General features: G+C 72.5%; 22 protein-coding genes, 2 pseudogenes and 1 riboswitch. Of the genes and pseudogenes, 17 read left to right on the top strand and 7 right to left on the bottom strand.

What is annotated here, in order from left to right; translation table 11 throughout:
- The first annotated feature begins 16 nt into the window (after positions 1-16).
- The 3 genes from LADH09A_RS00550 (at position 17) to LADH09A_RS00540 (ending at position 3,351) form a co-directional block, all read left to right on the top strand.
- A complete protein-coding gene (locus LADH09A_RS00550; protein WP_238642640.1) occupies positions 17-1,267 on the top strand; it encodes a sugar ABC transporter substrate-binding protein in 1,251 nt (416 codons plus the stop codon).
- 73 nt (positions 1,268-1,340) lie between these two features.
- Complete coding sequence (locus LADH09A_RS00545; RefSeq protein ID WP_238642638.1) at positions 1,341-2,462, top strand: carbohydrate ABC transporter permease; 1,122 nt, start codon at positions 1,341-1,343, stop codon at positions 2,460-2,462.
- A 1-nt stretch (position 2,463) separates the two neighbouring features.
- Positions 2,464-3,351: a carbohydrate ABC transporter permease gene (locus LADH09A_RS00540; RefSeq protein ID WP_238642636.1), complete on the top strand. Its 888-nt coding sequence runs from the start codon at positions 2,464-2,466 to the stop codon at positions 3,349-3,351.
- A 46-nt stretch (positions 3,352-3,397) separates the two neighbouring features.
- On the opposite strand, the gene LADH09A_RS00535 is transcribed toward LADH09A_RS00540, so the two are convergent.
- Positions 3,398-3,982, bottom strand: a complete 585-nt coding sequence (locus LADH09A_RS00535) for a GNAT family N-acetyltransferase (protein WP_238642634.1) — start codon at positions 3,980-3,982, stop codon at positions 3,398-3,400.
- Positions 3,983-4,017: 35 nt separating this feature from the next.
- On the opposite strand from LADH09A_RS00535, the gene LADH09A_RS00530 reads away from it, so the two are divergent.
- The gene (locus tag LADH09A_RS00530; RefSeq protein WP_238642631.1) at positions 4,018-5,292 is read left to right on the top strand and encodes a glycosyltransferase family 87 protein; all 1,275 of its coding nucleotides are present in this window, start codon (positions 4,018-4,020) and stop codon (positions 5,290-5,292) included.
- Here the strand turns inward: LADH09A_RS00530 and LADH09A_RS00525 are convergent.
- The gene (locus tag LADH09A_RS00525; RefSeq protein ID WP_238642629.1) at positions 5,191-5,742 is read right to left on the bottom strand and encodes a GNAT family N-acetyltransferase; all 552 of its coding nucleotides are present in this window, start codon (positions 5,740-5,742) and stop codon (positions 5,191-5,193) included. The genes LADH09A_RS00530 and LADH09A_RS00525 overlap by 102 nt on opposite strands.
- 79 nt (positions 5,743-5,821) lie before the next feature.
- On the opposite strand from LADH09A_RS00525, the gene LADH09A_RS00520 reads away from it, so the two are divergent.
- The 5 genes from LADH09A_RS00520 to LADH09A_RS00500 all read left to right on the top strand — a co-directional run bounded on the left by LADH09A_RS00520 (position 5,822) and on the right by LADH09A_RS00500 (position 11,418).
- The gene (locus LADH09A_RS00520) at positions 5,822-7,051 is read left to right on the top strand and encodes a winged helix-turn-helix domain-containing protein (RefSeq protein WP_238642627.1); all 1,230 of its coding nucleotides are present in this window, start codon (positions 5,822-5,824) and stop codon (positions 7,049-7,051) included.
- A gap of 142 nt (positions 7,052-7,193) precedes the next feature.
- Positions 7,194-7,712, top strand: a complete 519-nt coding sequence (locus LADH09A_RS00515) for a DUF2752 domain-containing protein (protein WP_238642664.1) — start codon at positions 7,194-7,196, stop codon at positions 7,710-7,712.
- Between the two features lie 250 nt (positions 7,713-7,962).
- A complete protein-coding gene (gene thyX, locus LADH09A_RS00510) occupies positions 7,963-8,703 on the top strand; it encodes an FAD-dependent thymidylate synthase (protein ID WP_238642662.1) in 741 nt (246 codons plus the stop codon).
- 47 nt (positions 8,704-8,750) lie between these two features.
- Positions 8,751-9,677 carry a 4-hydroxy-tetrahydrodipicolinate synthase gene (gene dapA, locus LADH09A_RS00505; protein ID WP_238642626.1) on the top strand — a complete coding sequence of 309 codons (927 nt, stop codon included), beginning with the start codon at positions 8,751-8,753 and terminating at the stop codon, positions 9,675-9,677.
- Between the two features lie 52 nt (positions 9,678-9,729).
- Positions 9,730-11,418 (top strand): ribonuclease J, encoded by a 1,689-nt coding sequence (locus LADH09A_RS00500; RefSeq protein WP_124816796.1) that lies wholly within the window; start codon positions 9,730-9,732, stop codon positions 11,416-11,418.
- 80 nt (positions 11,419-11,498) lie between these two features.
- Here the strand turns inward: LADH09A_RS00500 and LADH09A_RS00495 are convergent, their stop codons facing one another.
- The 3 genes from LADH09A_RS00495 to LADH09A_RS00485 form a co-directional block, all read right to left on the bottom strand.
- Positions 11,499-12,554 (bottom strand): LPXTG cell wall anchor domain-containing protein, encoded by a 1,056-nt coding sequence (locus LADH09A_RS00495; protein WP_238642624.1) that lies wholly within the window; start codon positions 12,552-12,554, stop codon positions 11,499-11,501.
- 122 nt (positions 12,555-12,676) lie between these two features.
- Positions 12,677-14,344: a type III secretion system chaperone family protein gene (locus LADH09A_RS00490; RefSeq protein ID WP_372492197.1), complete on the bottom strand. Its 1,668-nt coding sequence runs from the start codon at positions 14,342-14,344 to the stop codon at positions 12,677-12,679.
- On the bottom strand, positions 14,341-14,820 hold the full coding sequence (locus LADH09A_RS00485; RefSeq protein WP_088946726.1) for a type III secretion system chaperone family protein: 480 nt from the start codon (positions 14,818-14,820) through the stop codon (positions 14,341-14,343). Before LADH09A_RS00485 ends, LADH09A_RS00490 begins: the two co-directional genes overlap by 4 nt.
- Positions 14,821-14,933: 113 nt before the next feature.
- Here LADH09A_RS00485 and LADH09A_RS00480 point away from each other — a divergent pair, with 113 nt between their 5' ends.
- On the top strand, positions 14,934-17,390 hold the full coding sequence (locus LADH09A_RS00480; protein WP_238642622.1) for an FtsK/SpoIIIE family DNA translocase: 2,457 nt from the start codon (positions 14,934-14,936) through the stop codon (positions 17,388-17,390).
- A gap of 100 nt (positions 17,391-17,490) precedes the next feature.
- Here LADH09A_RS00480 and LADH09A_RS00475 read toward each other — a convergent pair whose 3' ends face one another.
- Both LADH09A_RS00475 and LADH09A_RS00470 read right to left on the bottom strand, forming a co-directional pair.
- A complete protein-coding gene (locus tag LADH09A_RS00475; RefSeq protein WP_238642620.1) occupies positions 17,491-17,736 on the bottom strand; it encodes a hypothetical protein in 246 nt (81 codons plus the stop codon).
- Positions 17,737-17,818: 82 nt separating this feature from the next.
- Positions 17,819-18,133 (bottom strand): DMT family transporter, encoded by a 315-nt coding sequence (locus tag LADH09A_RS00470; protein WP_238642618.1) that lies wholly within the window; start codon positions 18,131-18,133, stop codon positions 17,819-17,821.
- 55 nt (positions 18,134-18,188) lie between these two features.
- Positions 18,189-18,261, bottom strand: a riboswitch (guanidine-III (ykkC-III) riboswitch).
- Between the two features lie 92 nt (positions 18,262-18,353).
- Here LADH09A_RS00470 and LADH09A_RS00465 point away from each other — a divergent pair.
- The 7 genes and pseudogenes from LADH09A_RS00465 to LADH09A_RS00435 form a co-directional block, all read left to right on the top strand.
- A complete protein-coding gene (locus LADH09A_RS00465) occupies positions 18,354-19,277 on the top strand; it encodes an ornithine cyclodeaminase family protein (RefSeq protein ID WP_238642659.1) in 924 nt (307 codons plus the stop codon).
- 88 nt (positions 19,278-19,365) lie between these two features.
- The gene (gene rimO / locus LADH09A_RS00460) at positions 19,366-20,874 is read left to right on the top strand and encodes a 30S ribosomal protein S12 methylthiotransferase RimO (protein WP_238642608.1); all 1,509 of its coding nucleotides are present in this window, start codon (positions 19,366-19,368) and stop codon (positions 20,872-20,874) included.
- A gap of 77 nt (positions 20,875-20,951) precedes the next feature.
- On the top strand, positions 20,952-21,572 hold the full coding sequence (pgsA, locus tag LADH09A_RS00455; protein ID WP_372492196.1) for a CDP-diacylglycerol--glycerol-3-phosphate 3-phosphatidyltransferase: 621 nt from the start codon (positions 20,952-20,954) through the stop codon (positions 21,570-21,572).
- 127 nt (positions 21,573-21,699) lie between these two features.
- A pseudogene (locus LADH09A_RS00450) lies at positions 21,700-22,227 on the top strand (CinA family protein); the annotation flags it as partial.
- A 317-nt stretch (positions 22,228-22,544) separates the two neighbouring features.
- Complete coding sequence (locus LADH09A_RS00445) at positions 22,545-22,985, top strand: helix-turn-helix domain-containing protein (protein WP_238642601.1); 441 nt, start codon at positions 22,545-22,547, stop codon at positions 22,983-22,985.
- Between the two features lie 199 nt (positions 22,986-23,184).
- Complete coding sequence (locus LADH09A_RS00440; RefSeq protein WP_238642598.1) at positions 23,185-24,039, top strand: PspA/IM30 family protein; 855 nt, start codon at positions 23,185-23,187, stop codon at positions 24,037-24,039.
- Positions 24,040-24,062: 23 nt separating this feature from the next.
- A pseudogene (locus LADH09A_RS00435) lies at positions 24,063-24,301 on the top strand (phage shock envelope stress response protein PspM); the annotation flags it as partial.

The following is a 24,301-nucleotide window of genomic DNA, read 5'->3' as shown; positions in this document are numbered from 1 at the left end:
CCCACCAGGAGAGAACATGGCACCCAGAACCCTCACCCGGGCCGCGGTGGCCGGCCTCGCCGCCGTCGCCCTTCTCGGGTCCGCGGCCTGCGGCAGCGGCTTCGACGACTCGTCCGACGATGCCGCCCAGTCCAGTGGCCCGGCCAGCCTGCAGATCCTGATCGGATCCTCCGGCGAGGCCGAGACCAAGGCCGTGCAGGACGCCGCGGCGAAGTGGACGACCAGCTCCGGCAACACCGCCACGGTCACCCCGGCGCAGGACCTCACCCAGCAGCTCGGCCAGGCGCTCGCCGGCGGCACCCCGCCGGACGTCTTCTACGTCGACGCGGCCCGGTTCGCCGACTACGCCAGCGTCGGTGCCCTTGAGCCGTACGGCGACAAGATCAGCAACACGGGCGACTTCTACGAGAGCCTGCGCACCACCTTCACCCACGACGGCAAGCTCTACTGCGCGCCCAAGGACTTCTCCACCCTGGCCCTCCAGATCAACACCGACCTGTGGGCCAAGGCCGGGCTGACCGACGCCGACGTGCCGACCACCTGGGACCAGCTCACCGCGACCGCCCAGAAGATCAAGGCCAAGGGGCAGGTCCCGTTGGCGCTCGGCGACACCCGGGACCGCGTCGGCGCCTTCATGGTGCAGAACGGTGGCTGGCTGCTGAGCAAGGACGGCCAGCAGCCGACCGCGGACACCCCGGAGAACCTGGCCGCCCTCCAGTACGTGAAGACCATGCTCACCACCGGCCTGGCGAAGTTCCCGAAGCAGCTCGACGCCGGCTGGTCCGGTGAGGCGTTCGGCAAGGGCAAGGCCGTGATGACCATCGAGGGCAACTGGATCAAGGGCGCCCTGAAGAACGACTTCCCGAACGTGAAGTACAAGGTCGTCGCGTTGCCGGCCGGCCCGAAGGGGCAGGGCACGCTCTCCTTTACCCAGTGCTGGGGCATCGCGGCGAAGAGTAAGTACAAGGACCAGGCGATCAAGTTTGTCGAGGCGATGACCAGCGGGGAGCAGCAGCTGACCTTCGCCCAGGCGGTCGGCGTGATGCCGTCCCGGCAGTCCGTCCGCGACCAGTACATCGCGGCCAACCCCGACGACAAGCCGTTCATCGACGGCGCCGCGTACGCCCAGGGCCCGGTGAACGCCCCGAAGATGGACAGCGTCCTCAAGGACCTCGACACCGGTATCCAGGGCCTGACCAACGGCGACCCGAAGACCGTCCTGCAGAACTTCGACAAGAACGCCAAGGCGGCGCTCGGCGGCAGCTGACGTGACGGCAGGGGCTCCGGCATGCACGGGGCCCCTGCCGTGCCGTCGGCCTGAGAGAGGGAGGGAGGGGAGAATGGCAACCGAGACACTGACCGCCGTGGCGACCACGCCCGGAGCGGGTCCTCGCCGGCGCGGGGGCGGCATCCGGAGCAACGAGAACCTCGCCGGCTGGCTCTTCGTCGCGCCGGTGATCGTCATCCTGGGGCTGTTCCTGCTGCTGCCGATCCTGATGGCGTTCTGGGTCAGCCTGACCGACTGGAACGGCCAGGACAGCCCGTTCACCGCGGACGTGCCGTTCGTCGGCGCGCACAACTACACCCAGTTGTTCACCGAGGACGGCCTGGCCCGGCGCGACTTCATGACCAGCGTCCGCAACAACATGTACTACGTGGCGATCGTGGTGCCGGCGCAGACCGTGCTCGCGCTCGGCCTGGCGCTGGTCGTCAACAACCGGATGCTCAAGGGCAAGAGCTTCTTCCGCAGCGCCTTCTACTTCCCCTCGGTCACCAGCTCGGTCGCGATCAGCGTGGTGTTCCTGTTCCTGTTCGCCAACTCCGGCGCGGTGAACGCGCTGCTCGGGTTCCTCGGCATCGACGGCCCGGAGTGGTTCGCCGACTCGCGGGGCGTGCTGCACCTGCTGTTCGGCACGGTCGGCGTCGACTCACCACCGGCGGCGCTGGCCGACGGTGGCCCGTTCGGCCTGAGCTGGTGGGACTGGCTGGCCGGCCCGAGCGTGGCCATGGTCTCGATCATCACGCTGGTCGTCTGGACCACCTCCGGCACCTTCATGCTGATGTTCCTGGCCGCGCTCCAGAACGTGCCGGTGACGCTGGACGAGGCGAGCACCCTCGACGGCGCGTCGCGGTGGCAGCGGTTCCGCCACGTCACCCTGCCGCTGATCCGGCCCACCACCTTCCTGGTGGTCACCCTCGGCACGATCGGCTCCTGGCAGGTCTTCGACCAGGTGTACGTGATGAGCCAGGGCGACCCGGCCAAGACCACCCTCACCCCGGCCTACCTGTCGTACCGGACCGCCTTCCGGGACTTCGACTACGGCTCCGGGGCGGCGATCTCGTTCGTCCTGTTCCTGATCATCATCGTGCTCACGCTGATCCAGCGCCGAGCGCTGGCCGAGCGGGACGGCGACCGACCGCGACGCGGCCGGTGGCGTCGGCGCGTACCGGGGAGGTCCTGAGATGGCCGTGCGGACCGACCGGCCGGCGCCCGCGCCCGCGCGGCGTGACGAGCGCGCAGCGCGCACCCTGGCCACCCGTTTCCTGGGGTACGCCACGCTGGTCTTCTTCGGGCTGGTGTTCCTCTACCCGTTCGTGATCCAGCTCAGCAACTCGCTCAAGACCGAGGCCGACGCGGCGGCGAACCCGCTGTCGCCGTTCCCGGGCCCGCTCACGTTCGACAACTTCGAGCGCATCTTCGCCGGCACCAACTTCCCGCTCTGGTTGGGCAACTCGCTGCTGGTGACGGTGCTGGTGACCATCGGTCGGGTGTTCTTCGACTCGCTGGCCGGGTACGCGCTGGCCCGGCTGCGGTTCCGGGGACGCAGCGGGCTGTTCGCCGCGGTCATCGCGGTGATGGCGGTGCCCGGCGTGGTGCTGCTGATCCCGAAGTTCCTGGTGCTCAACCAGCTCGGCATCTACAACAGCTACGCCGGGCTGGTGGTGCCGCTGCTGGCCGACGCGGCGGGCGTGTTCATCATGAAGCAGTTCTTCGAGTCGATCCCGGTGAGCGTGGAGGAGGCCGCCCGCATCGACGGGGCGAGCGTCTTCCGCACCTTCTGGTCGGTGGTGCTGCCGATGGCGAAGCCGGCGCTGATCACCCTGGTCATCCTGTCGTTCCAGGGCTCCTGGAACGAGTTCCCGCACAGCCTGGTGTCGGTGCAGGACCCGGACCTGTTCACCCTGCCGCGCGGGCTGGCCGACCTGGTCAGCGGGTCACTGGGCAGCGGCACGCAGTACCCGCTCAAACTCGGCGCGGCGCTGCTGGCCACCATCCCCGTGGCGATCATCTTCGTGGTGTTCCAGCGGTACTTCGTCCGCGACGCCAACGACGGCTCGGACAAGGGCTGACCGACCCGGTGTGGCGGCCCAGGCGCGGGCCGCCACACCGGTCACGTCACTCGTCCGCGGGCACCTTCTCCGCCGGGACGCCGACGTGCAGGCGCACCTGGGGCACCAGCATGTCGTCGACGTCCAGCGCGCGAGCCGCCCCGTCGGGCTCCCAACCGGTGCTGGTGAGGAACTTCTGGGTCGCCTCGTCACCCTCGAACGCCCAGGCCACCGCCCGGCTCAGCCCGTCCTCCCGCCACAGGTCGACGGTGGCGGCGAGCAGCCGGCTGCCGTGCCCCCGCCGGCCCCACCTCGGCTCGACCAGCAGGTCGGTCACGGCGGCCACGTCCGGGCCGAGCGCGTCGGCCGGCTCACCCGGGGCCAACGCCTCGGCGTCGGCCGGACCGGAGGCGGCGAACCCCACCAGATACGATTGCTCGGCCTGTTCGACGGCGACCAGCACCCGGTGCGCGCCCGAGGGCGGCTCCAGCACCGCGGCGCTCCACCGCCGGGCGAGGAACGCCTCGTCCAGGTTGTCGAGCACGTGCCGAGGCAGAATGCGGCGGTACGCGACCCGCCAGGTTGCGAGCTGGATGCGTGCGATCTCGCCGGCGTCCTCGGGACGCGCCGGGCGGACGTACCCGAGAGCCATGGGACGGAAGCCTACGCAGGGCGAGGGGAGCGACGGTGGCGCAGGGTGCCAACAGGACGACCGCGCAGGTCGTCGGGGTGGTGGTGCTCGCCGCGGCGGTCACCGGCTTCCTCGCCGTCGCCGCCGTCCGGCACGGTTTCTTCGACCTGAAGGTCTACTACGGCGCGTTGACCTGGTGGGTGCACGACGGCGGGGAGATCTACGACTACCTGAAGCCGGGCACCCAGTACGGCTTCACGTACCCGCCGTTCGCCGCGCTGGTCATGCTGCCGATGGCGTACCTGCCGTGGACGGCCGCGATCGTGGTGAGTGTGCTCGCCAGCGTGGTCACCACCACGGTGCTCATCTGGTGGCTGGTCGACCCGATCGCCCGCCGCGCCGGCTGGACCCGGTGGTTCGCGCTCGCCGTGGCGCTCTGCCTGGCCGCCGCGTTCGAGCCGATGCGGGAGACGGTCAACTTCGGTCAGGTCAACACGTTGCTGCTGTTCCTGGTGGCCGTGGACCTGCTGCGGCTGCTGCCGGCCGGCAACCGGTGGGCCGGGGTGGGCATCGGGCTCGCCACCGCGATCAAACTGACCCCGGGTGTCTTCATCGTCTACCTGCTGGTGACCGGGCGGTGGCGGGCGGCCCTCACCGCCTCCGGCACCGCCGCCGGGGTGACGCTGCTGGCCGGTGCGCTCTTCCCCGACGCGTCCCGGGAATTCTGGACCGAGGCGCTGTGGAACACCGGCCGGGTGGGTGAGCTGGCCTTCGTCTCCAACCAGTCGCTGCGCGGGGTGGTCGCCCGGCTCGACCCGCAGCACCCGAGCACCCTGCTCTGGCTGCTGCTGGTGCTCGGCACGCTGGCGCTCTGGGCCTGGCGGTCGCGGGCCGCCGTCGCGGTTGGCGACGAGGCGACCGGCCTGGCGCTGACCGGCGCGGTGATGTGCCTGGTCAGCCCGGTCACCTGGGTGCACCACCTGATCTGGCTGCTGCCCGCGCTGATCCTGCTGGTCGACAACGCGATGGCCGCGCCGGCCGGCCGCCGACGGCGGGTCCTGCTGGCCGCCGCGATCATCGGGTACGCGGTGCTGATCAGCCGCACGGTCTGGTTCTGGGAGAAGGACTTCAGCGGGGTCGACGGCTTCCTGGGCAGCAACGCCTACGTGTGGATCAGCCTCGCGCTGCTGGCCTTCCTGCCGATCCGCGGTTGGCTGACCCCGGGCGGCTCAGCCGTCGAGGCGTCCGGTGTACCGCAGCTCGACCAGCCCGACCGGCGGGCTCCCACCGGCCAGCGGCACCTGGTAGGTCGACTGCTCACCGTCCGGTGACAGCCCGGCCCGCTCGCAGAACCGCCGGGCGCGCCGGTTGTCCGCCAGCACCCACAACCGATAGTCGGTCCAGCCCCGCTCGCTGAGCCCGGCCCGGGCGGCAGCGAGAAGCGCGGTGGCCGTCCCGTCGCCCCAGGACGTGGGCTCCACGTAGATCGCCAGCACCTCGCCGACCGTCGGGTCCAGGTCGTCGCGGTCCTGATCGCGGCGGTACGGCCCGAAGGTGGTGAAGCCGACGACGACCCCGTCCACCTCGCCGAGCAGGGTGGTGAACGGGTGCTCGGGATCGGCGGTGCCGACGTCGCGACGACGCTGCGCCCAGGCCAGCACGTTCAGCCGCTGAAGCACCTCGTCCGGCATGACGCCGGCGTAGCCCGTCTGCCAGCCGTGCACGTGCACCCGGGCGACCGCCTCGGCGTCGTCCGGCTCCTCCCGACGGATGGTCAGCATTGCACCGTTCTATGCCCCGTTGGCCGCCGCGTCCAGCTTCCCGCACCGGCGTCGTACCGATGAATTATCGTCGCCGACGATGACCGCACCGGAATCACTCTCGCTCGCCCAGGCCCGCCGCGTCTCGCTCGCCGCCCAGGGCTTCGCCGACCCGGCGCCCACCGGCGTGCCGACCCGCCGACATCTGCGCCGGGTGCTGGACCGGGTCGGGTTGATCCAGATGGACTCGGTCAACGTGCTGCAACGCGCGCACTACCTGCCGCTCTACAGCCGGCTCGGGCCGTACCCGACCAGGCTGCTCGACCAGGCCGCCTACCGCCGCCCGCGCGAGTTGTTCGAATACTGGGGCCACGAGGCGTCGCTGGTGCCGGTCGAGCTGCACCCGGTGCTGCGCTGGCGGATGGCGCGGGCGCACAGCGAATCGTGGGGCGGTATGCGGCGGATCGCCGAGGAGCAGCCGGAGCTGGTCGCCTGGGTCCGCGACGAGGTGGCCGCCCGCGGCCCGTTGACGGCTGCCGAGATCGAGCACGACGCACCACGGGAGACCGGCAACTGGGGGTGGAACTGGTCGGCGGTGAAGCGGGCGTTGGAGTTCCTCTTCTGGGCCGGCGAGGTGACCGCCGCCGAGCGCAGCACCTCCTTCGCCCGCCGCTACGACCTGCCCGAGCGGGTGCTGCCCCCGGCGGTGCTGGCCGCGCCCACCCCGACCGACGCCGAGGCTCACCGCACGCTGGTCGCCCTTGCCGCGCGGTCGCTGGGGGTGGCCGCCGAGCCGGAGCTGCGCGACTACTTCCGACTGCCGCTGGCCGGTGCCCGGCAGGCCGTCGCGGAGCTGGCCGAGGCCGGCGAGCTGGTGCCGGTCACCGTGGCGGGCTGGCGGCAGCCGGCGTGGCTGCACGCGTCCGCGCGGCTGCCCCGGTGGATTCGCGGCAACACCCTGGTCAGCCCCTTCGATCCGCTGATCTGGGAACGCGCCCGCACCGAGAGGCTCTTCGACTTCAGCTACCGGATCGAGATCTACGTCCCGGCGCCGCAGCGGGTCTACGGCTACTACGTGCTGCCGTTCCTTCAGGGCGACCGGTTCACCGCCCGGGTCGACCTGAAGGCCGATCGCAAGGCCGGGGTGCTGCTGGTGCCGGCCGCGTGGGTCGAGCCCGGCGCCGACCCGGGAGAGACCGCGGTGGCGCTCGCCGCCGAGCTGTACCGACTCGCCGGCTGGCTCGGCCTGGACGCGGTGGCACCGCCCACGAGCGGCGACCTGGCCGGCCCGCTCACCGCCGCGTTGACCGGCGTGTCCGGTGTACCGTGAGCGCGTGACGAGCGCTCCCGGACCGGTCGACCAGCCGCAGCCCGCCCCCGGGGCGGTCCACCCGGTGCCGGCCGGCGGGGCCGCCGGCACGCTGTCGGCCAGCTCTCCGGGCGGCGCGGTGTCGACCAGCTCGCACCCGGAAGTGGCGGCAACGGACGGTTCGGGTCCGGTCGGCTGGCCGACGCCCCCGCCCGATGGCTATCCGGCGCCGGAGCCGGACCGGCTCACCCGGTTCGTGCTGCGGCTCTACGAGCGTTCGCCGCGCTGGGCGGTGCCGCTGGCCGCGGTCGGCTGCGTCGCCATCGGCATGGGCTACGCGTTGCTCAGCAACCCGACCCACGCCGCCCCGGACGCCGCGCCCACCTGTCTGCTCAAGTTGACCACCGGGCTGGACTGCCCGGGCTGCGGCGGCACACGCGCACTCTGGTACGTGCTGCACGCCGACCTGCCGGCCGCCGCAAGGCACCACTTCCTGTTCGTCTTCGCGCTGCCGTTCCTCGCGTACCTCTTCGTGGCCTGGGCGGGAAACCAGGCGTTCGGTTGGCGACTGCCCGAGCTGCGACTCAGCTCGAAGGTCATCGTCGGGTTCCTGGGCGCGTGGCTGGCCTTCTCGGTGCTGCGTAACCTGCCCTGGGCGCCGTTCACCTCGCTCTACGTCTGAGCGCCCCGCCGCCCGTCCGAGGCGCCGCTTCGCAGATGCGCCGATCGGCCAGCCTGCTGTCACTCCGTGATCGACTCGGCATTCAGGAAACCGGGCCCTCCACCAGCCCCGGACACCCGGACTTCCAGGAACCCGAGTCGATCACCTAGCGCGCGCCGCACACCCGCGCCCTGAGTGATCGACATTGCACGGGGCGCGCCTGAGTTGGGGCGGGAGGGGCCGCGCCACTACAGTCCCTGGCATGCCGGAGATGGTGCAGCCCCAGGTCAAGTTGATCGCGTGGACCCAGTTCGCGGCCCCGGACGACGTGCCGTGGTCGACCGACGCGGACGGTGGCCAGGCGCTCGCCGAGTTCGCCGGCCGGGCCTGCTACCAGTCGTGGAAGAAGCCGAACCCGGCGACCGCCACCAACGCCGGCTACCTGGCGCACATCCTGGAGGTCGGGCACCTGTCGGTGCTGGAGCACGGGTCGGTCACCTTCTACTTCACCGGGGTGTCGCGCTCCTTCACCCACGAGTTGATCCGGCACCGGCACTTCTCGTACTCCCAGCTGTCCCAGCGCTACGTCCCGGAGCGGGACGCGGCCATGGTCGAGCCGGCGGTCATCGCCGACGACCCGGAGCTGCACAAGAAGTTCGTTGCGGCTGCCGAGGCGAGCGTCCAGGCGTACAACGAGCTGCTGGAGGGCCTCGAACAGCGCTTCTCCGACGAGCCGAACCCGACGCTGCGCCGCAAGCAGGCCCGGCAGGCCGCCCGGGCGGTGCTGCCCAACGCCACCGAGACGCGGATCGTGGTCACCGGCAACTACCGGGCGTGGCGGCACTTCGTGGCGATGCGGGCCACCGAGCACGCCGATGTGGAGATCCGCGAGCTGGCCGTGGCGTGCCTGCGGCAGCTCCAGGACGTCGCCCCCAACGTGTTCGCCGACTTCGTGATCTCCACGTTGCCGGACGGCACCGAGGTGGCGGCCAGCCCGCACGAGGCGTCCTGAGCCCTTCCCCGGCGGGCCCCGGCTGGTCGTCCGCTAGGTTGGAGGGTATGACGCACGACCACCTCGACGCCGCCGCACGACCGGCGTCCCGCCCCTTCGGCCGGCTGCTCACCGCCATGGTGAGCCCGTTCACCCCCGACGGCTCGCTCGACCTCGACGGCGCCGCCCGGCTGGCGAGCCACCTGGTCGACGAGCAGGGCAACGACGCGCTGGTGGTCAACGGCACCACCGGCGAGTCGCCGACCACCACCGACACGGAGAAGGAGCACCTGATCCGGGCCGTGGTGGAGGCCGTCGGTGACCGTGCCAAGGTGGTCGCCGGGGTCGGCACCAACGACACCCGGCACACCATCGAGCTGGCCGCCGCCGCCGAGAAGGCAGGTGCGCACGGCCTGCTGGTGGTGACCCCTTACTACAACAAGCCGCCGCAGAGCGGGTTGCTGCGGCACTTCACGGCGGTGGCCGACGCCACCGGCCTCCCGGTGATGCTGTACGACATCCCCCACCGCTCCGGCGTGCCGATCGACACCGAGACGCTGGTCCGGCTCGCCGAGCACGGCCGGATCGTCGCGGTCAAGGACGCCAAGGGCGACCTGACCGCCACCAGCTGGGTGACCAGCCGGACCGCCCTCGCCTTCTACTGCGGCGAGGACGCCCTCACCCTGCCGGCGCTGGCCGTCGGCAGCGTGGGCCTGGTCGGCACCTCGACGCACTTCACCGGGGCGCTGACCGCACAGATGATCGAGGCGTACGACGCGGGGGACATGCCGACCGCGCTGGCGCTGCACCGGCGGCTGCTGCCCCTGTTCACCGGCATCTTCCGCACACAGGGCACGATCCTGGTGAAGGCGGGCCTGGCATCGCTGGGTCTGCCGGCCGGCCCGGTGCGACCCCCGCTGGTGGACGCCACCCACGACGAGATCGCCCAGCTGCGCGCGGACTTCGCGGCAGCGGGCCTGGAGCTGCCCGAATGATCAAACGACACGATGGACGCCGAGTGACGGCGTCGCAGATTGAGGTGGACGCGTGACCGAGGCGCACATCGAGGCGGAACTACCCCCGCCGCTGCCGGAAGGTGGCCTGCGGATCATCCCGCTCGGCGGGCTCGGCGCCATTGGTCGGAACATGACCGTCTTCGAGTACGACGGCAAGTTGCTGATCGTCGACTGCGGGGTCCTGTTCCCTGACGTCGAGCAGCCGGGTGTGGACCTGATCCTGCCCGACTTCGGCCCGATCCTGGACCGGCTCGCCGACGTCCAGGCGATCGTGCTGACGCACGGCCACGAGGACCACATCGGCGCGGTGCCCTACCTGCTCGCCCACAAGCCCGACATCCCGCTGGTCGGCTCACAGTTCACCCTCGCCCTGGTCGAGGCGAAGTTGGCCGAGCGGCGGATCCAGCCGTACACGCTGACCGTGCGGGAGGGCGGCCGGGAGCGGCTCGGCCCGTTCGAGTGTGAGTTCTTCGCGGTCAACCACTCGATCCCGGACGCCCTCGCGGTGGCCATCCGCACCCCCGCGGGCCTGGTGCTGCACACCGGCGACTTCAAGATGGACCAGCTCCCGCTGGACGGTCGGATCACCGACCTGGCCGGCTTCGCCCGGCTCGGCGCCGAAGGCGTCGACCTGCTGCTGTCCGACTCCACCAACGCGGAGATCCCCGGCTTCGTCACCCCGGAGCGGGAGATCGGGCCGGTGCTCGACTCGATCTTCGCCAAGGCCAAGGGCCGCATCATCGTGGCCTCGTTCGCGTCGCACGTGCACCGCGTGCAGCAGGTCTTCGACTCCGCCGCCGAGCACGGCCGCAAGGTCGCGCTGATCGGTCGCTCCATGGTCCGCAACATGGGCATCGCCCGGGACCTCGGCCTGCTCAACATCCCGGCCGGTCTGGTCATCAGCATCGACGAGGCGACCACTCTGCCGCCGGACGAGATCGTGCTGATGTCCACCGGGTCCCAGGGTGAGCCGATGAGCGCGCTGGGCCGGATGGCCAGCGGCGACCACCGGCACATCACCATCGCCCCCGGCGACACCGTCGTGCTGGCCTCCTCGCTGGTGCCGGGCAACGAGACCTCGGTCTACCGGGTGATCAACCGGCTCGCCCGGGCCGGTGCGGTGGTCGTGCACAAGGACGTGGCGAAGGTGCACGTCTCCGGGCACGCCCCCGCCGGGGAGCTGCTCTACCTGCTCAACGTGGTCCGGCCCAGCAACCTGATGCCGGTGCACGGCGAGTGGCGTCACCTGCGCGCCCACGCCCGGCTCGGCATCGAGTCCGGGGTCGCGGCCGACCGGGTGGTGATCTGCGAGGACGGCGACGTGGTCGACCTGGTCGAGGGCCGCGCCACCCTGGTCGGGCACGTGAAGAGCCGGTACGTCTACGTGGACGGCCTCGCCGTCGGTGACGTCAGCGAGTCGCTGCTCACCGAGCGGCGGATCCTCGGCGACGGCGGCTTCATCGCCACCACCGTCGTCGTGGACTCGGTCACCGGCAAGGTGGTCGCCGGCCCGACGCTGTCCGCGAAGGGCTTCTCCGAGGACCCGGAGGCGTTCAACCCGGTGGTCCCGCTGGTCACCGAGGCGCTCAACCGGGCCGCGGCGGACGGCATCACCGACCCGCACCAGCTCCAGCAGATCGTCCGCCGCACCGTGGGTCGGTGGGTCAACGACAAGTACCGTCGTCGCCCGATGATCGTGCCCACCGTCGTCGAGGTCTGACACACGCGTGACCGGGCCGGTCGCCGACATCCTCCGTGGATGTCGGTGGCCGGCCCGGCTCGTTCAGGAGGTGTTCCGGCTCAGCCCCGGAACAGTCGCCGCCGCAGCACCAGCAGCCCGATCCCGAGGGCCAGCAGGGCCGCTCCGATGAGGCCGTACGTGCTGCCGGAGACACCGGTGCGGGGCAGCTGCGCCGCCTCCGGGGTGGACGTGGTCGCGGTGGCGGTCGGGCCCGCCGTGGCGGTCGGGCTCGGCGTGACGGTCGGACCGGCCGGTGGCGGCGTGGTGGCGTCGCCGGCACCGGATCCACCCGAGCCGGTCAGGCGCAGCGTCAGCGTGGTGTCCTTGTTGGTGTAGCGGTTGGCGGGGGCGAGCGCCAGCTTCACGGTCTTCGTGCCCCCGGTGACCGCCAGTCGTACGTCGAAGCTGTCGGTGGCGCCGTCGGCGAGCACGCTCGGCCGCAGGATTTCGCACCCCACGCCGACCATTCGGCCGCTGTCCGCGCACGCCGGCGCGGCCACCCGCACCCCGGTCGGGGTGGTGATGGTGAACGAGTAACCGCCGATGTCGAAGGTGCCGGTGTTGGTGACCCGCACCCGTACCGTCGTCGTCCCGTTGACGACCGGGCCTGCGGTGGCCCGCAACCGCAGCGAGGTGCGCTCCGGCCAGTTGATCCGGAAGTCGGAGAACTCGTCGGTGCCCCCGGTGGCGTCCCGGCCGGCGACGGAACCCCACGCCTGTGCCCCGAAGACCGGCTCCGCAGCCGTCGAGGCCACCGTCAGCCGGTGCACCCGCTCACCCCCGGCCGGCAGTTCCGCACCGCCGCAGAGCCAGGTACGCGGCGTGCCCTGGACGGTCCGGCAGTCCCCGCCCAGGGTCAGGTCGGTGTTGGTCGGCAGGCGCAGCACGAAGAAGCCCTTCGCGGCCGTGCTGCCCGGGTTCCTGACGGTGACCTCCAGCGGGCCGGACGGCGACCAGGGGTCGCCACCGAGGAAGACGATGTCGCCCCGGGCGGTGATCGTGGGCGCGGCTTTCGCGGTCGACGAGGCGGCCGGCGCGGCGACGGCGGGCCCGGCGAGGGTCGGTACGAGGAGGAGGGCGGCGGCGACGAGGCCGGAGGCGAACAGGCGGTTCATGGTGACTCCCGGGGGTGCGCGGTCGGTGATGGCCGTAGCACATCGACGCGGCACGTCCGGTTGCGTCCTGTCGGATGTCGCACAGTCGCGCCCCGGAGCGCAACCATTCGCCCTGTTCGCGACTAAGGGAGCGCCGCGACCGACTCGGCGTAGGCGACGCCGGTGGCGATGGCCGCGTCGACCAGCACCGTGAGCTGCGCCGGGGCCACCCCGTGGGTCAGATCGGTGGCCACGTCGCCGGCCAGCACCAACTCCTCGCCGATGTCGTGCGCGTAGGCCTTGGGCAGCAGCCGGTCATGGTTCCAGGCGTTGCAGAAGGCGTACGCCTCGGAGCGGCGGGTCGCCGGCAGCCGGCGCGCGGCCATCGCCCGGGCGTGCAGCACCTCGCCGCGTTCCCCGGCGCGCCGGAACTGGATGACCACGCCGGCCCACCGGCCGACGACGGTGGCGCCCGCCTCCACCAGGTACTGGTCGCCGCGCCGGTCCAGTACCGCGGTGATCATGTCGAGGGTCAGCGCCATCAGCTCCCGCTCACCCGACCCGCTCTCCTCGTCTGGCCCGTCGGTGTCGGGCTCGTCGTGCCCGTCGGGCTCGTCGGCGGGCAGCGCAACCGGTGCCGTGAGCGGGCGCTCGGCCAGCCAGGCGGCCATCCGGCCGGAGTGGTGGCCGGTGCCGTTGCGGGCGTCGAAGCTGCCGGCCAGTTCACTGGCCACCCCGAGCAGCAGGGCACCGAGGGTGGACACGTCCGGCTCGGTGACCGGTCGCCCGCCGTACGCGGGTCGTGGCAGTGGCCGCCCACCCAGCCCGGCCTCCTCGGCCAACGTGCAGACCAGTGCGCCGGCGGCGGCGAACTCCATCGCGGCGAGGTCGTCGGTGGGTCGGTCCAACCGGGGCAGCTGCTCGGCCAGGATGGTCAGCCCTCGTTCCAGGTGCCCACCCAACGCGCAGAACCGCAGGTGCGCGGCGAGGTGCGGGAACGCGGCCGGCTCACGCCGGTGTCGGCGGTACGCCCGCACGTGTGCCGCAGCGGCCCGCTCCGGCTCCCCGGCGCGCAGGGCGGGCAGCAGGCCGGCGACCAGGTCCCGTTCGGGCTGGTCGGTGCAGGCCGCCTCCGGCTCGCCGTCGGGCTCGTGCAGCTCACCGAGCGCGGCCCGCCACTCACCCCAGCCGGCCAGCAGCTCGGCCCGCCGGGCCGAGGCGCAGCCGGGGCAGCCACCGGCCGGGCCGGGTCGTTTCCCGGACCACCGCTCGTACCAGTGGCGGGCGGTGGGCTCGTCGCCCAGGTGGTCGGCGATCCGGCAGTGCAGCTCCGCGACGGTTGGCGCGTCCGGACCATCCGCGCCGACCCGGTGGGCCAGGTCGTGCAGCAGGGACCGGGTCTGGTCCAGCCCGACCCGGGGGGTGCCGAGTAGCGCCTCCACCGCGTAGCGCTGGTAGCGCAGCAGTAGCCCGGTCTCGTTGTCGGTCAGCAGCTCGGGTCGGTGGTCGGCGGCCGCCCGGCAGCGCCGGACCGGCTCGACCAGGCGCCACCGCTCCCCGTCGAGCAGGTACGCCTCGATGAGCGCGAACCGCGCGTCCACCCCGGACCGGACGTCCCCGGCGGCGTCGGCGCGCTCGGCGAGCCGTTCCAGGGCCACCTGCCGGGCCGGGCCGTCGGGCAGGTCCCGGGCATCGGCGAGCGCGGCCGCCAGCGCCGGTGGGCGACCCCCACCGACCTGGCCGTCGGGAGTGGTGGGCGGAGCGCCGGCCCGGTCGGTGCGACTGCCCGTGAACTCGTCCCGGCCGGTCACGACAGCACCGCGCCGGGCAGTCGGCGGACCGCCACGGCGAGCTGGCAGCCGGTGGAGATGCCGCAGTCGAGCAGTTGGTCGAGCTGGTGCGGGGTCACCCCGCGTTCCAGATCGGTGATCACCTCACCGTAGACCCGGGCCCGACCGTCGTCGTCGACGTGCACGAACGCCTTGGGCCAGAGCCGGTCGTGGTTCCACGAGTTGCAGAAGGCGTACAGGGCGGGCACCTGCTCGATTCCGAAGGTGGGAGTGACCATGGTGCGTACCTGGAGCAGCTCCCCGTCACCGCCGAGGCGGAGGAACCAGATCATGTTGTCGTCGAAGCGGCCCACCAACTCGCCGTCCACGGTCAGGCCGACGGACCGGCCACGGGCGGCGAGCACCGCGGCGACCAGTTCGCCGCTCAGTGGACGCAGCGCACCGGGGTGCCCGGCCAACGGATCGTCCGGATCGCCCGCGGTTTCCGGCGACGCCATGGGGCATCCCTTCTGAGGCGGATATCACGGCCGGCGGTGGCGGTCGTGTTGCGACGCGCGGACACGACCCGGAAAAGCGGGGATCTGCCCGGCCCCACCGTTACCGTGACTCTATGGCGGGCCGTACCTCTCAGGCGAGCCGGCGGCGCGGCGCGTCGCCGCGCGGTGGCACCAACAGTCGTGCCCGTCAACCGGCGAAGAAGACCCGGGCGCCGGTCCGGCGTCGCACCACGCCCACCCGGCCCGGTCCGGCCGTCTACGTGGGCCGGGCGGTCGGCGCACTGTGGATGGGTCTGGCCCACGGGATGGGCTGGGCGGTGCGGGCCGCCGGTCGGCAGGCCGCCTCGGCCCGTGACCTCGACCCGGAGCACCGCCGCGACGGCGCCGGCCTGCTGCTGTTCGGGCTCGCCCTGCTGTCCGCCGTGGCGCTCTGGCTCTCCGGAGCGGGCCCGGTGGGCGCGCAACTGGCCGACACCATCCGGCTGTTCCTGGGCGCGATCTCGGTGATCGTGCCGGTGCTGCTGATGATCGGCGCGTGGCGGCTGATGCGTCACCCGGCCGACCCGGAGCACCGGGGTCGCGGGTTGATCGGCTGGGGTTCGCTGCTGGTGTCGACCGCCGCGCTGCTCCAGATCGGCCAGGACCCGGCCGGCCCGCTGGAGCGTGACTTCGCCGGTGGTCTGGTCGGCGCGGGCGTCGGCGGTCTGCTGGAGCGGGCCGTCACCGCGTGGGTGGCGGTGCCGCTGCTGGTCCTGCTGCTGCTCTTCGGTCTGCTCGTGGTGACCGCGACGCCGATCAACAAGATCCCCGAGCGCCTCGGGCTGCTCGCCGGTGGGCTGGTCGCTACACCGGGATCCACCGAGGACGCCGACGAGCCGGCCGCGAAGCCGACGCGTAGGCGGCCGGCGAAGCGGATGCCTCCGCCACTCGACCCGGACGACTTCGAGGACCTGGACGGCGCGGACCTCCAGGAAACGATGGTGCTGCCGCGCAAGTCGCCGGCGAAGGTGCCGGCGAGTCGCAAGCCGCCGGTCGAGCCGCCGGAGCACTCGCCCGCACCGACCCGGGCCGAGCAGCTCGCGTTGACCGGGCTCTCCGGGGACTACACCCTCCCACCGGCCAACATGCTCGGCGCCGGCGCCGCCGCGAAGACCCGCAGCAAGGCCAACGACGAGGTGATCGCCGCGCTGACCGGCGTGTTCGACCAGTTCGATGTGGACGCGGCGGTCACCGGCTTCACCCGCGGCCCGACGGTCACCCGCTACGAGGTGGAGCTGGGGCACGGCGTCAAGGTCGAACGGATCACCCAGCTGTCCCGCAACATCGCGTACGCGGTGAAGTCGCCGGACGTGCGGATCCTCAGCCCGATCCCGGGCAAGAGCGCCGTCGGCGTGGAGATTCCGAACACCGACCCGGAGAACGTGGCCCTCGGTGACGTGCTGCGCTCACGGGCGGCGACCAGCGACCACCACCCGATGGTGGTCGCGCTCGGCAAGGACATCGAGGGTGGCTACGTGGTGGCCAACCTGGCCAAGATGCCGCACATCCTGATCGCCGGCGCGACCGGCGCGGGCAAGTCGAGCTGCCTCAACACGTTGCTGGTGTCCATCCTCACCCGGGCCACACCGGACGAGGTGCGGCTGCTGCTGATCGACCCGAAGCGGGTCGAGATGACCGGCTACGAGGGCATCCCGCACCTGGTCACCCCGATCGTGACCAACGCCAAGAAGGCGGCCGACTCGCTGGACTGGGTGGTCCGCGAGATGGACATGCGTTACGACGACCTCGCCGCCAACGGGGTTCGGCACATCGACGACTTCAACCGCAAGGTCCGCAACGGCGAGATCAAGGCCCCGCCGGGCAGCGAACGGGAGATGCGCCCGTACCCGTACCTGTTGGTGATCGTGGACGAGCTGGCCGATCTGATGATGGTCGCGCCGCGCGACGTGGAGGACTCGGTCGTCCGGATCACCCAGCTGGCCCGGGCCGCCGGCATCCACCTGGTGTTGGCGACCCAGCGCCCCTCGGTCGACGTGGTGACCGGTCTGATCAAGGCGAACGTGCCGTCCCGCCTGGCGTTCGCCACGTCCTCGCTCGCGGACTCGCGGGTCATCCTGGACCAGCCGGGCGCGGAGAAGCTGCTCGGCCGTGGCGACGGGCTCTTCCTGCCGATGGGGGCCTCCAAGCCGGTCCGCATCCAGGGCGCCTGGGTCACCGAGCGGGAGATCGCCGACGTCGTCAAGTTCTGCAAGGACCAGCGCGAGCCGGAGTTCCGCAAGGACGTGCTGGCCCCCGCACAGGAGACCAAGAAGAAGCCCGACGAGGACATCGGCGACGACCTGGACCTGTTGGTCCAGGCGGTGGAGCTGGTGGTCACCTCGCAGTTCGGCTCGACCTCGATGCTCCAGCGCAAGCTGCGGGTCGGTTTCGCGAAGGCGGGCCGACTGATGGACCTGATGGAGACCCGTGGGGTGGTCGGGCCGTCCGAGGGGTCGAAGGCGCGCGACGTGCTGGTCAAGCCGGACGAGCTGGAGGACGTCCTGGCCGGCCTGCGCGGCGAGGGGGAATGACCGGGGCGTAGCGGCGAGGGGCTGGTCGACGGTCACGACGGGCCCTGGAACGCACGACGGGCCCGCCGAGACAAGGCGGGCCCGCGGCTGGGGAAGCGTGTCAGTTATTGATCAATGCGGCGAAGACCACCGTGCCGAGGATCGCGGCGACGGCGCTGGCCGCGGCGGCGTACCAGCCCAGCGGCTTGTCGCCCAGCACCGCGCCGACGATGCCCGCGATGATGCCGAGCACGCCGAAGATGACCGGGTTGAGCAGCAGGGCGAGAACCGCGAAGACGAAGCCCACGATGGTGAGGATGCGGGCGGCGTTGCTGCGGGGACGGGCGGTGCTCGGCATGTCGGCCATGTCTTCCTCCGGGTGAGAGCCTGTCGTGACGGATCGATCACTACCCACTGTGGTCGTGGATCACGCCTGTCGAGGAGCGACCTCAGTGGAAGATCTTCAGTCCGATCACGCCCACGACCACCAGCAGTAGGCAGAGGATGCGGGGCAGGCTCGCCGACTCACCGAGCGCCAACATCCCGACCAGCGCGGTGCCTACCGCGCCGATGCCGACCCAGACCCCGTACCCGGTGCCGACCGGGATCTCCCGGAGGGCGTACGCCAGCCCGGCCATGCTCAGGAGCAGGGTCACCACGAACACCACGGACGGGATGAGCCGGCTGAAGCCGGCGCTGCGGTCCAGGGCGATCGCCCAGGCCGTCTCCAACAGTCCCGAGATCACCAGCACGAGCCAAGCCATCGTCCACCTCACGGAAGGCGCCCGGGCTGTCGCACCGGGACGAGTCTGCACGTCACGTGGGGCGTCTTGGCCTGACCGGGTACGCCCACCACTCGTCCGGGGCGGCCACGACCATCCGGGGCCACCGAAGCCGACGCTAGCACCGGCGTGGGGGACAGGGCGGTGACTCCCGCCACGGCCCGTTGACCTCTACTTCACTTCAACTTGCAGTATGGCTGTCATGACTCTGCTCTACGCCGACCCCGAGGTCGCCGCCGTGCTGGACGCCGCCACCACGGTCGCCGCCATGCGCGCCGCCCTCCTGGCCGCGTACGAGGGACGCCTCATCGCCCCGCCCCGCGCCGCCGCCCCCCTCGACGGTGGGCGGATGGTGCTCACCGCCGGGCACCTGGTCGGCGAGTGGTACGGCTTCCGCTCGTACGACACCTTCGGCCATGCGCAGGGCGAACAGCTGGTGGTGCTGCACGACGCCCGCACCGGGGCGGTCCGGGCGGTCGCGGTCGGCGAGGAGTTGGGCTCCCGCCGGACCGGGGGGTTGGGCGGCCTCGCGGTCGACGCGCTGGCCCGCCCGGACGCCGCCACCCTCGGTGTGATCGGCTCCGGCCGGCAGGCGTGGACGCAGGTGTGGGCCGCCGCCGCCGTCCGCCCGCTGCGCGAGGTGGTGGTGCACAGCCGCTCCGCCGCCCGGCGGGACGCCTTCGCCGCCCGGGTCCGCGCCGAGCTGGGTGTGCCGGCCCGCGCGGTGGCCACCCCGGGCGCGGCCGTCGCGGGGCGGGACCTTGTGGTGCTCGCCACCACCAGCCCGACCCCGGTGCTCTGCGCCGCCGACCTCAGCCCCGGCACGCACGTCAACGCGGTCGGCTTCAAGCAACTCGACCGCAGCGAATTCGGCACCGACCTGCTGGACACCGCCGACCTGCTGGTCACCGACTCACCGGCCCAGGCGGCGGACTACCAGCCGCCGATGCTCGCGGCCACACCCCCGTACGCCGGACGGTTGCGTGACCTGGGGGGCATTCTGGCCGGCGCGGTCCCCGGCCGGACCAGCGCGGACCAGGTCTCCGTCTTCTGCTCCACCGGCCTGGCCGGGACCGAGGTCTTCCTCCTCGACGCGCTGACCCAGGTCGGTGCCGGAGCGCGCTGACCGGCCGCGGTCGCCGCGGAGCGACGGTGCGCCGGCAGTGCCCGCAGCCCGCGTGCGTGGGCTTCCCCGGCCGGCCCGGTACCCTCGGATGGTGTCTGCCACCGCTCCTTCTCCTTCCGACCACGCCGAGGGCCGCCGTGTCGCCCTGCTGACCCTCGGCTGTGCCCGCAACGAGGTCGACTCGGAGGAGCTGGCCGCCCGGCTGCACGCCGACGGCTGGCAGGTGAGCACCGACGGCGAGGGCGCCGACGTGGTGGTCGTCAACACCTGCGGCTTCGTGGAGAAGGCCAAGCAGGATTCCATCCAGACCCTGCTCGCCGCCGCCGGCACCGGCGCGAAGGTCGTCGCCGCCGGCTGCATGGCCGAGCGGTACGGCCGGGAGCTCGCCGACAGCCTGCCCGAGGCCCAGGCGGTGCTGAGCTTCGACGACTACCCGGACATCGCCGCCCGGCTGAACGCGGTCGTCGCGGGTGAGCAGATCACCGCGCACACCCCCCGGGACCGGCGGGAGCTGCTGCCGTTGACCCCGGTGAAGCGGCGCGACAGCGGCGTCTCGCTCCCCGGGCACGGCACCGTGACCCGCACCACCACCGAGACCGACGAGCACACCCCGGCACACCTGCGGCAGATCCTGCGCCGTCGACTCGACACCGGCCCGGTGGCCTCGCTGAAGCTCGCCAGCGGCTGCGACCGGCGCTGCGCGTTCTGTGCCATCCCCGCCTTCCGCGGGGCGTTCGTCTCGCGTACGCCCGACGAGCTGCTCGCCGAGGCGGAGTGGCTGGCCAAGTCCGGCGTACGGGAGTTGGTGCTGGTCAGCGAGAACTCCACCTCGTACGGCAAGGACCTGGGCGACCCCCGCGCATTGGAGAAGCTGCTGCCGCAGCTCGCCGCCGTGACCGGCATCGTCCGGGTGCGGGCGAGCTACCTCCAGCCGGCCGAGACCCGACCCGGGCTGGTCGAGGCGATCGCCAACACCCCGGGCGTGGCCCCGTACTTCGACCTGTCGTTCCAGCACTCCAGCGAGCCGGTGCTGCGCCGGATGCGGCGTTTCGGCTCCACCGACCGGTTCCTGGAGCTGCTGGCGAGCGCCCGCGCGCTGGCCCCGGACGCCGGCGCCCGGAGCAACTTCATCGTCGGGTTCCCCGGCGAGACGCGCGCCGACGTCGACGAGCTGGTCCGGTTCCTGACCGAGGCCCGGCTCGACGCGATCGGCATGTTCGACTACAGCGACGAGGACGGCACCGAGGCCGCCGGCCTGCCCGGCAAGGTCTCCGCCGCCACGATCAAGCGACGGTACGACCGGCTCAGCGCGCTCGCCGACGAGCTCTGCTCGCAGCGGGCGGAGGACCGCCTCGGCTCCACCGTCGAGGTGCTGGTCGACACTATCGAGGACGGCGTGGTGGAGGGCCGGGCGGCGCACCAGGCGCCGGAGGTGGACGGCTCCACCACCCTGGTCGCCCCGGCCGAGGGTGGGGTCGACCTGAGCGCGCTTCGCCCGGGTGACCTCGTACGCGCAACGGTGACCGGCACCGAAGGGGTGGACCTGCTGGCCGTGCCGGATGAGATGATCTCGGCGGCGCCCGGCGCGGCACGGTGACGTCGGGCCCGAGCGGAGCGGGGGAGCCACGTGGTGCGGTACCGGGAACGCCACGGCGGCCCGAGCGGGGTGCGGCGGTGACCGGGGCGACGGAGTCGACGCCCGGCCGGGCGGTGGTGGAGTCGACGCCCGGTCGTGCGGTGGTGGCGGTGGTGCCCGTCCTCAACGCGGCCAACGCGCTGACCGCCCTGCGGCTGGTGCTGGTGCCGGTCTTCGCCGCCTCGGTGGTGGTGTCCGGGATGACCCACTCCGGCTGGCGGATGGCCGCGTGCCTGATCTTCGCGGTGGCCTCGGCGACGGATCTGGTGGACGGCTGGATCGCCCGCCGGTTCGGGCTGGTCACCTCGGTCGGCAAGGTGGCCGACCCGATCGCCGACAAGGCGCTCACCGGCGCTGCCCTGGTGCTGCTCTCCTGGTACGACCAACTGCCCTGGTGGGTGACCGCGCTGATCCTCGTCCGCGAGCTGGGCATCACCGGTCTGCGGTTCTGGGTGATCCGGCACGGCGTGATCGCCGCCAGCCGGGGCGGCAAGGTCAAGACCGCGCTCCAGATCCTGGCCATCGCCTGGTACCTCTGGCCGATGCCGGCCGCCCTCGCCGCCGTCGGCCCGTGGATCATGGCCGCCGCCGTCCTGGTCACCGTGGCGACGGGCTTCGACTACATAGCCCAAGCCCTCCGCCTCCGCCGCCCCCGCTAAGACCCCACCCCCTCCTGTTGACCATGAAGTTGTTGCCATCCGCGGCGGCGTGTCATGGCGACAACTTCATGATCGACGCGATCGGGGCGGCAGGGTTGGGGGTCGTTGGGTGGGGAAGGAGGGGTTCATGCAGCGCGAGGCAAGTGGTGGTGTCGAGCGGCCGGTGGACAAGTCTGCGGCGGACGAGGCCGTGGCGGGCAGCGCGGCGGCGGGCGTGGTGCACCGGCTGGCGCAGCGGCACGAGACCCTGGCGACTGTCGAGTCGCTGACCGGTGGGTCGCTGGCCGCGTCGATCGTCGACATCGCGGGCGTCAGCGGGATCTACCGGGGCGGCCTGGTGGTCTACGCCACCGAGCTGAAGGGCACCCTGGCGGGCGTCCCCACCGACCTGCTGTCCGAGCGGGGCCCGGTGGACCCGGACGTCGCGGCGGCACTCGCCGAGGGCGGTCGCCAACGCTGCGGCGCGGACTGGGGAGTGGCCACCACCGGCGTCGCCGGCCCCGAACCGCAGGACGGCAAGCCCGTCGGTCTGGTCTACGTCGCGGTCGCCGGCCCGAACGGTGGGGAGGTCCGCCAGCTCGACCTGGACGGCGGGCGGGACCACGTCCGCGCGGCGGCGGTGGTCGAGGCCCTGCGGCTACTCGCCGAGCGCATCCACGACGCCGACGTCCGGGACCCCGGCCTCGACCCCGACGCCCAGCCCTCCGACCCCGACGCCGACCACCCCGACGCCCCAGAAGTCGACGGCCCGGTGGCTCCCGCCGGTACGGCCGGGGGCGCCCGGGGCAGGGCGGGGACGGCCGACGCCGCGCGCCGGTGAGCCCGCCCCGGCGAACCGACGGGCGGGGCGGGATGTCGCCCGGGCCCACAACGGGTACGGTTGCGGGAAGGCTCCGACGTTCGGGGTCGGCGCGGTCCGCCGCGGCCGGCTGCCCAACGGCGGGCGCGAGGTATCCCTCAGGGGGAGGTGCGATGATCCTGCTACGCCGGGTGATCGGTGACGCACTGCGGGCGCGCCGGCAAGGCCAGCAGCGCACGCTGCGTGAGGTCTCCACCGCCGCCAACGTCAGCCTCGGCTACCTCTCCGAGATCGAGCGGGGGCACAAGGAGCCGTCCAGCGAGCTGCTCGCCGCGATCTGCGACGCCCTCGGCGCGCGCCTGTCCGAGTTGCTGCTCGAGGTGAGCGACACCGTGGCGCTCGCCGAGCAGATGCCCGGGGTGCTCGTCTCGATGCAGGAGGAGCAGGCCGATTCCTCGGCCGCGTCCAAGAGCACCAACCGGGGTGTGCGTCAGGTCACCTCCGACGGCAAGGTTGCCGTGTCGGTCCGTCAGGATTCGCCGCTCAAGGCCACGCTGCGCAGCGCCCGCGTCCGCCCGACCGAGCGCGACCGGGACGTGGTCTGCGCGGCCTGAGCCCGCCCTTCCGGTTGAGCGTGGGCGGGCTGGCACCGGCCGCGTAGGGTGGCCCGCAGGAGCTGCCGGTGCTGTCGACCGCCCGGTACGGATGCCTCGTTGGCGTTCGGCTGGGACGATGGAGACCGGCCGGTCGTGGTCGGTCGGTCCATCCGGCCCGGCTGTGGTGGAGCGACGCTACTGAGGGGATACCGCGGAGATGGCGAACCCGTTCGTCAAGGGTTGGAACTACCTGATGGCACTCTTCGGGGCGAAGATCGACGAGCACGCCGATCCCAAGGTGCAGATCCAGCAGGCCATCGAGGATGCCCAGCGGCAGCACCAGGCGCTGGTCCAGCAGGCCGCCGCCGTGATCGGCAACCAGCGTCAGCTGGAGATGAAGCTGTCCCGGCAGATGTCCGAGGTCGAGCGGCTGCAGGGCAACGCCCGACAGGCCCTGGTGCTGTCCGACAAGGCCCGGGCCAAGGGTGACGAGGCCGAGGCGGTGCGGTTCGAGCAGTCGGCACAGACCCTGGCCACCCAGTTGGTCTCCTCCGAGCAGGCCACCGAAGACCTCAAGACCCTGCACGACCAGGCGTTGGGCGCCGCAGCCCAGGCCCGCCGCGCGGTCGAGAACAACTCGATGATCCTCCAGCAGAAGCTCGCCGAGCGCACCAAGCTCCTCAGCCAGCTGGAGCAGGCCAAGATGCAGGAGACGGTGGCCCGCTCGCTGGAGTCGATGTCGTCGTTGACCGCCCCCACCAACACCCCCTCGCTGGACGAGGTGCGCGACCGCATCGAGCGGCGGTACGCCAACGCGATGGGCCGCGCCGAGCTGGCCGGCAACTCCGTCGAGGGGCGGATGTTGGAGATCCAGAAGTCGACCATCGACTCGGCCGGCTCCGCCCGGCTGGAGCAGATCCGGTCCAGCATGGCGGGGGAGCAGCTCGGCAGCGCGTCGCAGGCCGAGAAGGCCGGCCCGGCCACCGACCCGAAGGCCGCCGCCCGGCTGGACGAGCTGCGCGCCAGCATGGCTCGCGAGCGCGGCACCGGCGACCCGACCGCCGCCGGCTGAACGACCGGACCGAGGGGGCCAGCGTGGCAGCAGACGAGCGGACCCGATACTTCCGGAGGCTGGGCCGGCTTCGCCGCTCCGCCCGACGATGGACCGTGCTGGCCGGTGGCCTCGGCGGCGCGGCGGCGGTGCTGACCCCGTACGCCGGGCTCGGTCTGCCCGACGCGGCCTGGGCCGGCGCCGCGGGCAGCGCGGTCGCGCTCGCCGCCTGGCGGTGGATCGACACACGGGCCCTGGCTGCCCAGCCGGCGCCCCCCGCGCT

Origin of the sequence: Micromonospora cabrerizensis (assembly GCF_022230955.1) — a bacterium.
Lineage (GTDB): Bacteria > Actinomycetota > Actinomycetes > Mycobacteriales > Micromonosporaceae > Micromonospora > Micromonospora cabrerizensis.
This window is presented reverse-complemented; position numbering and strand designations above follow the sequence as displayed.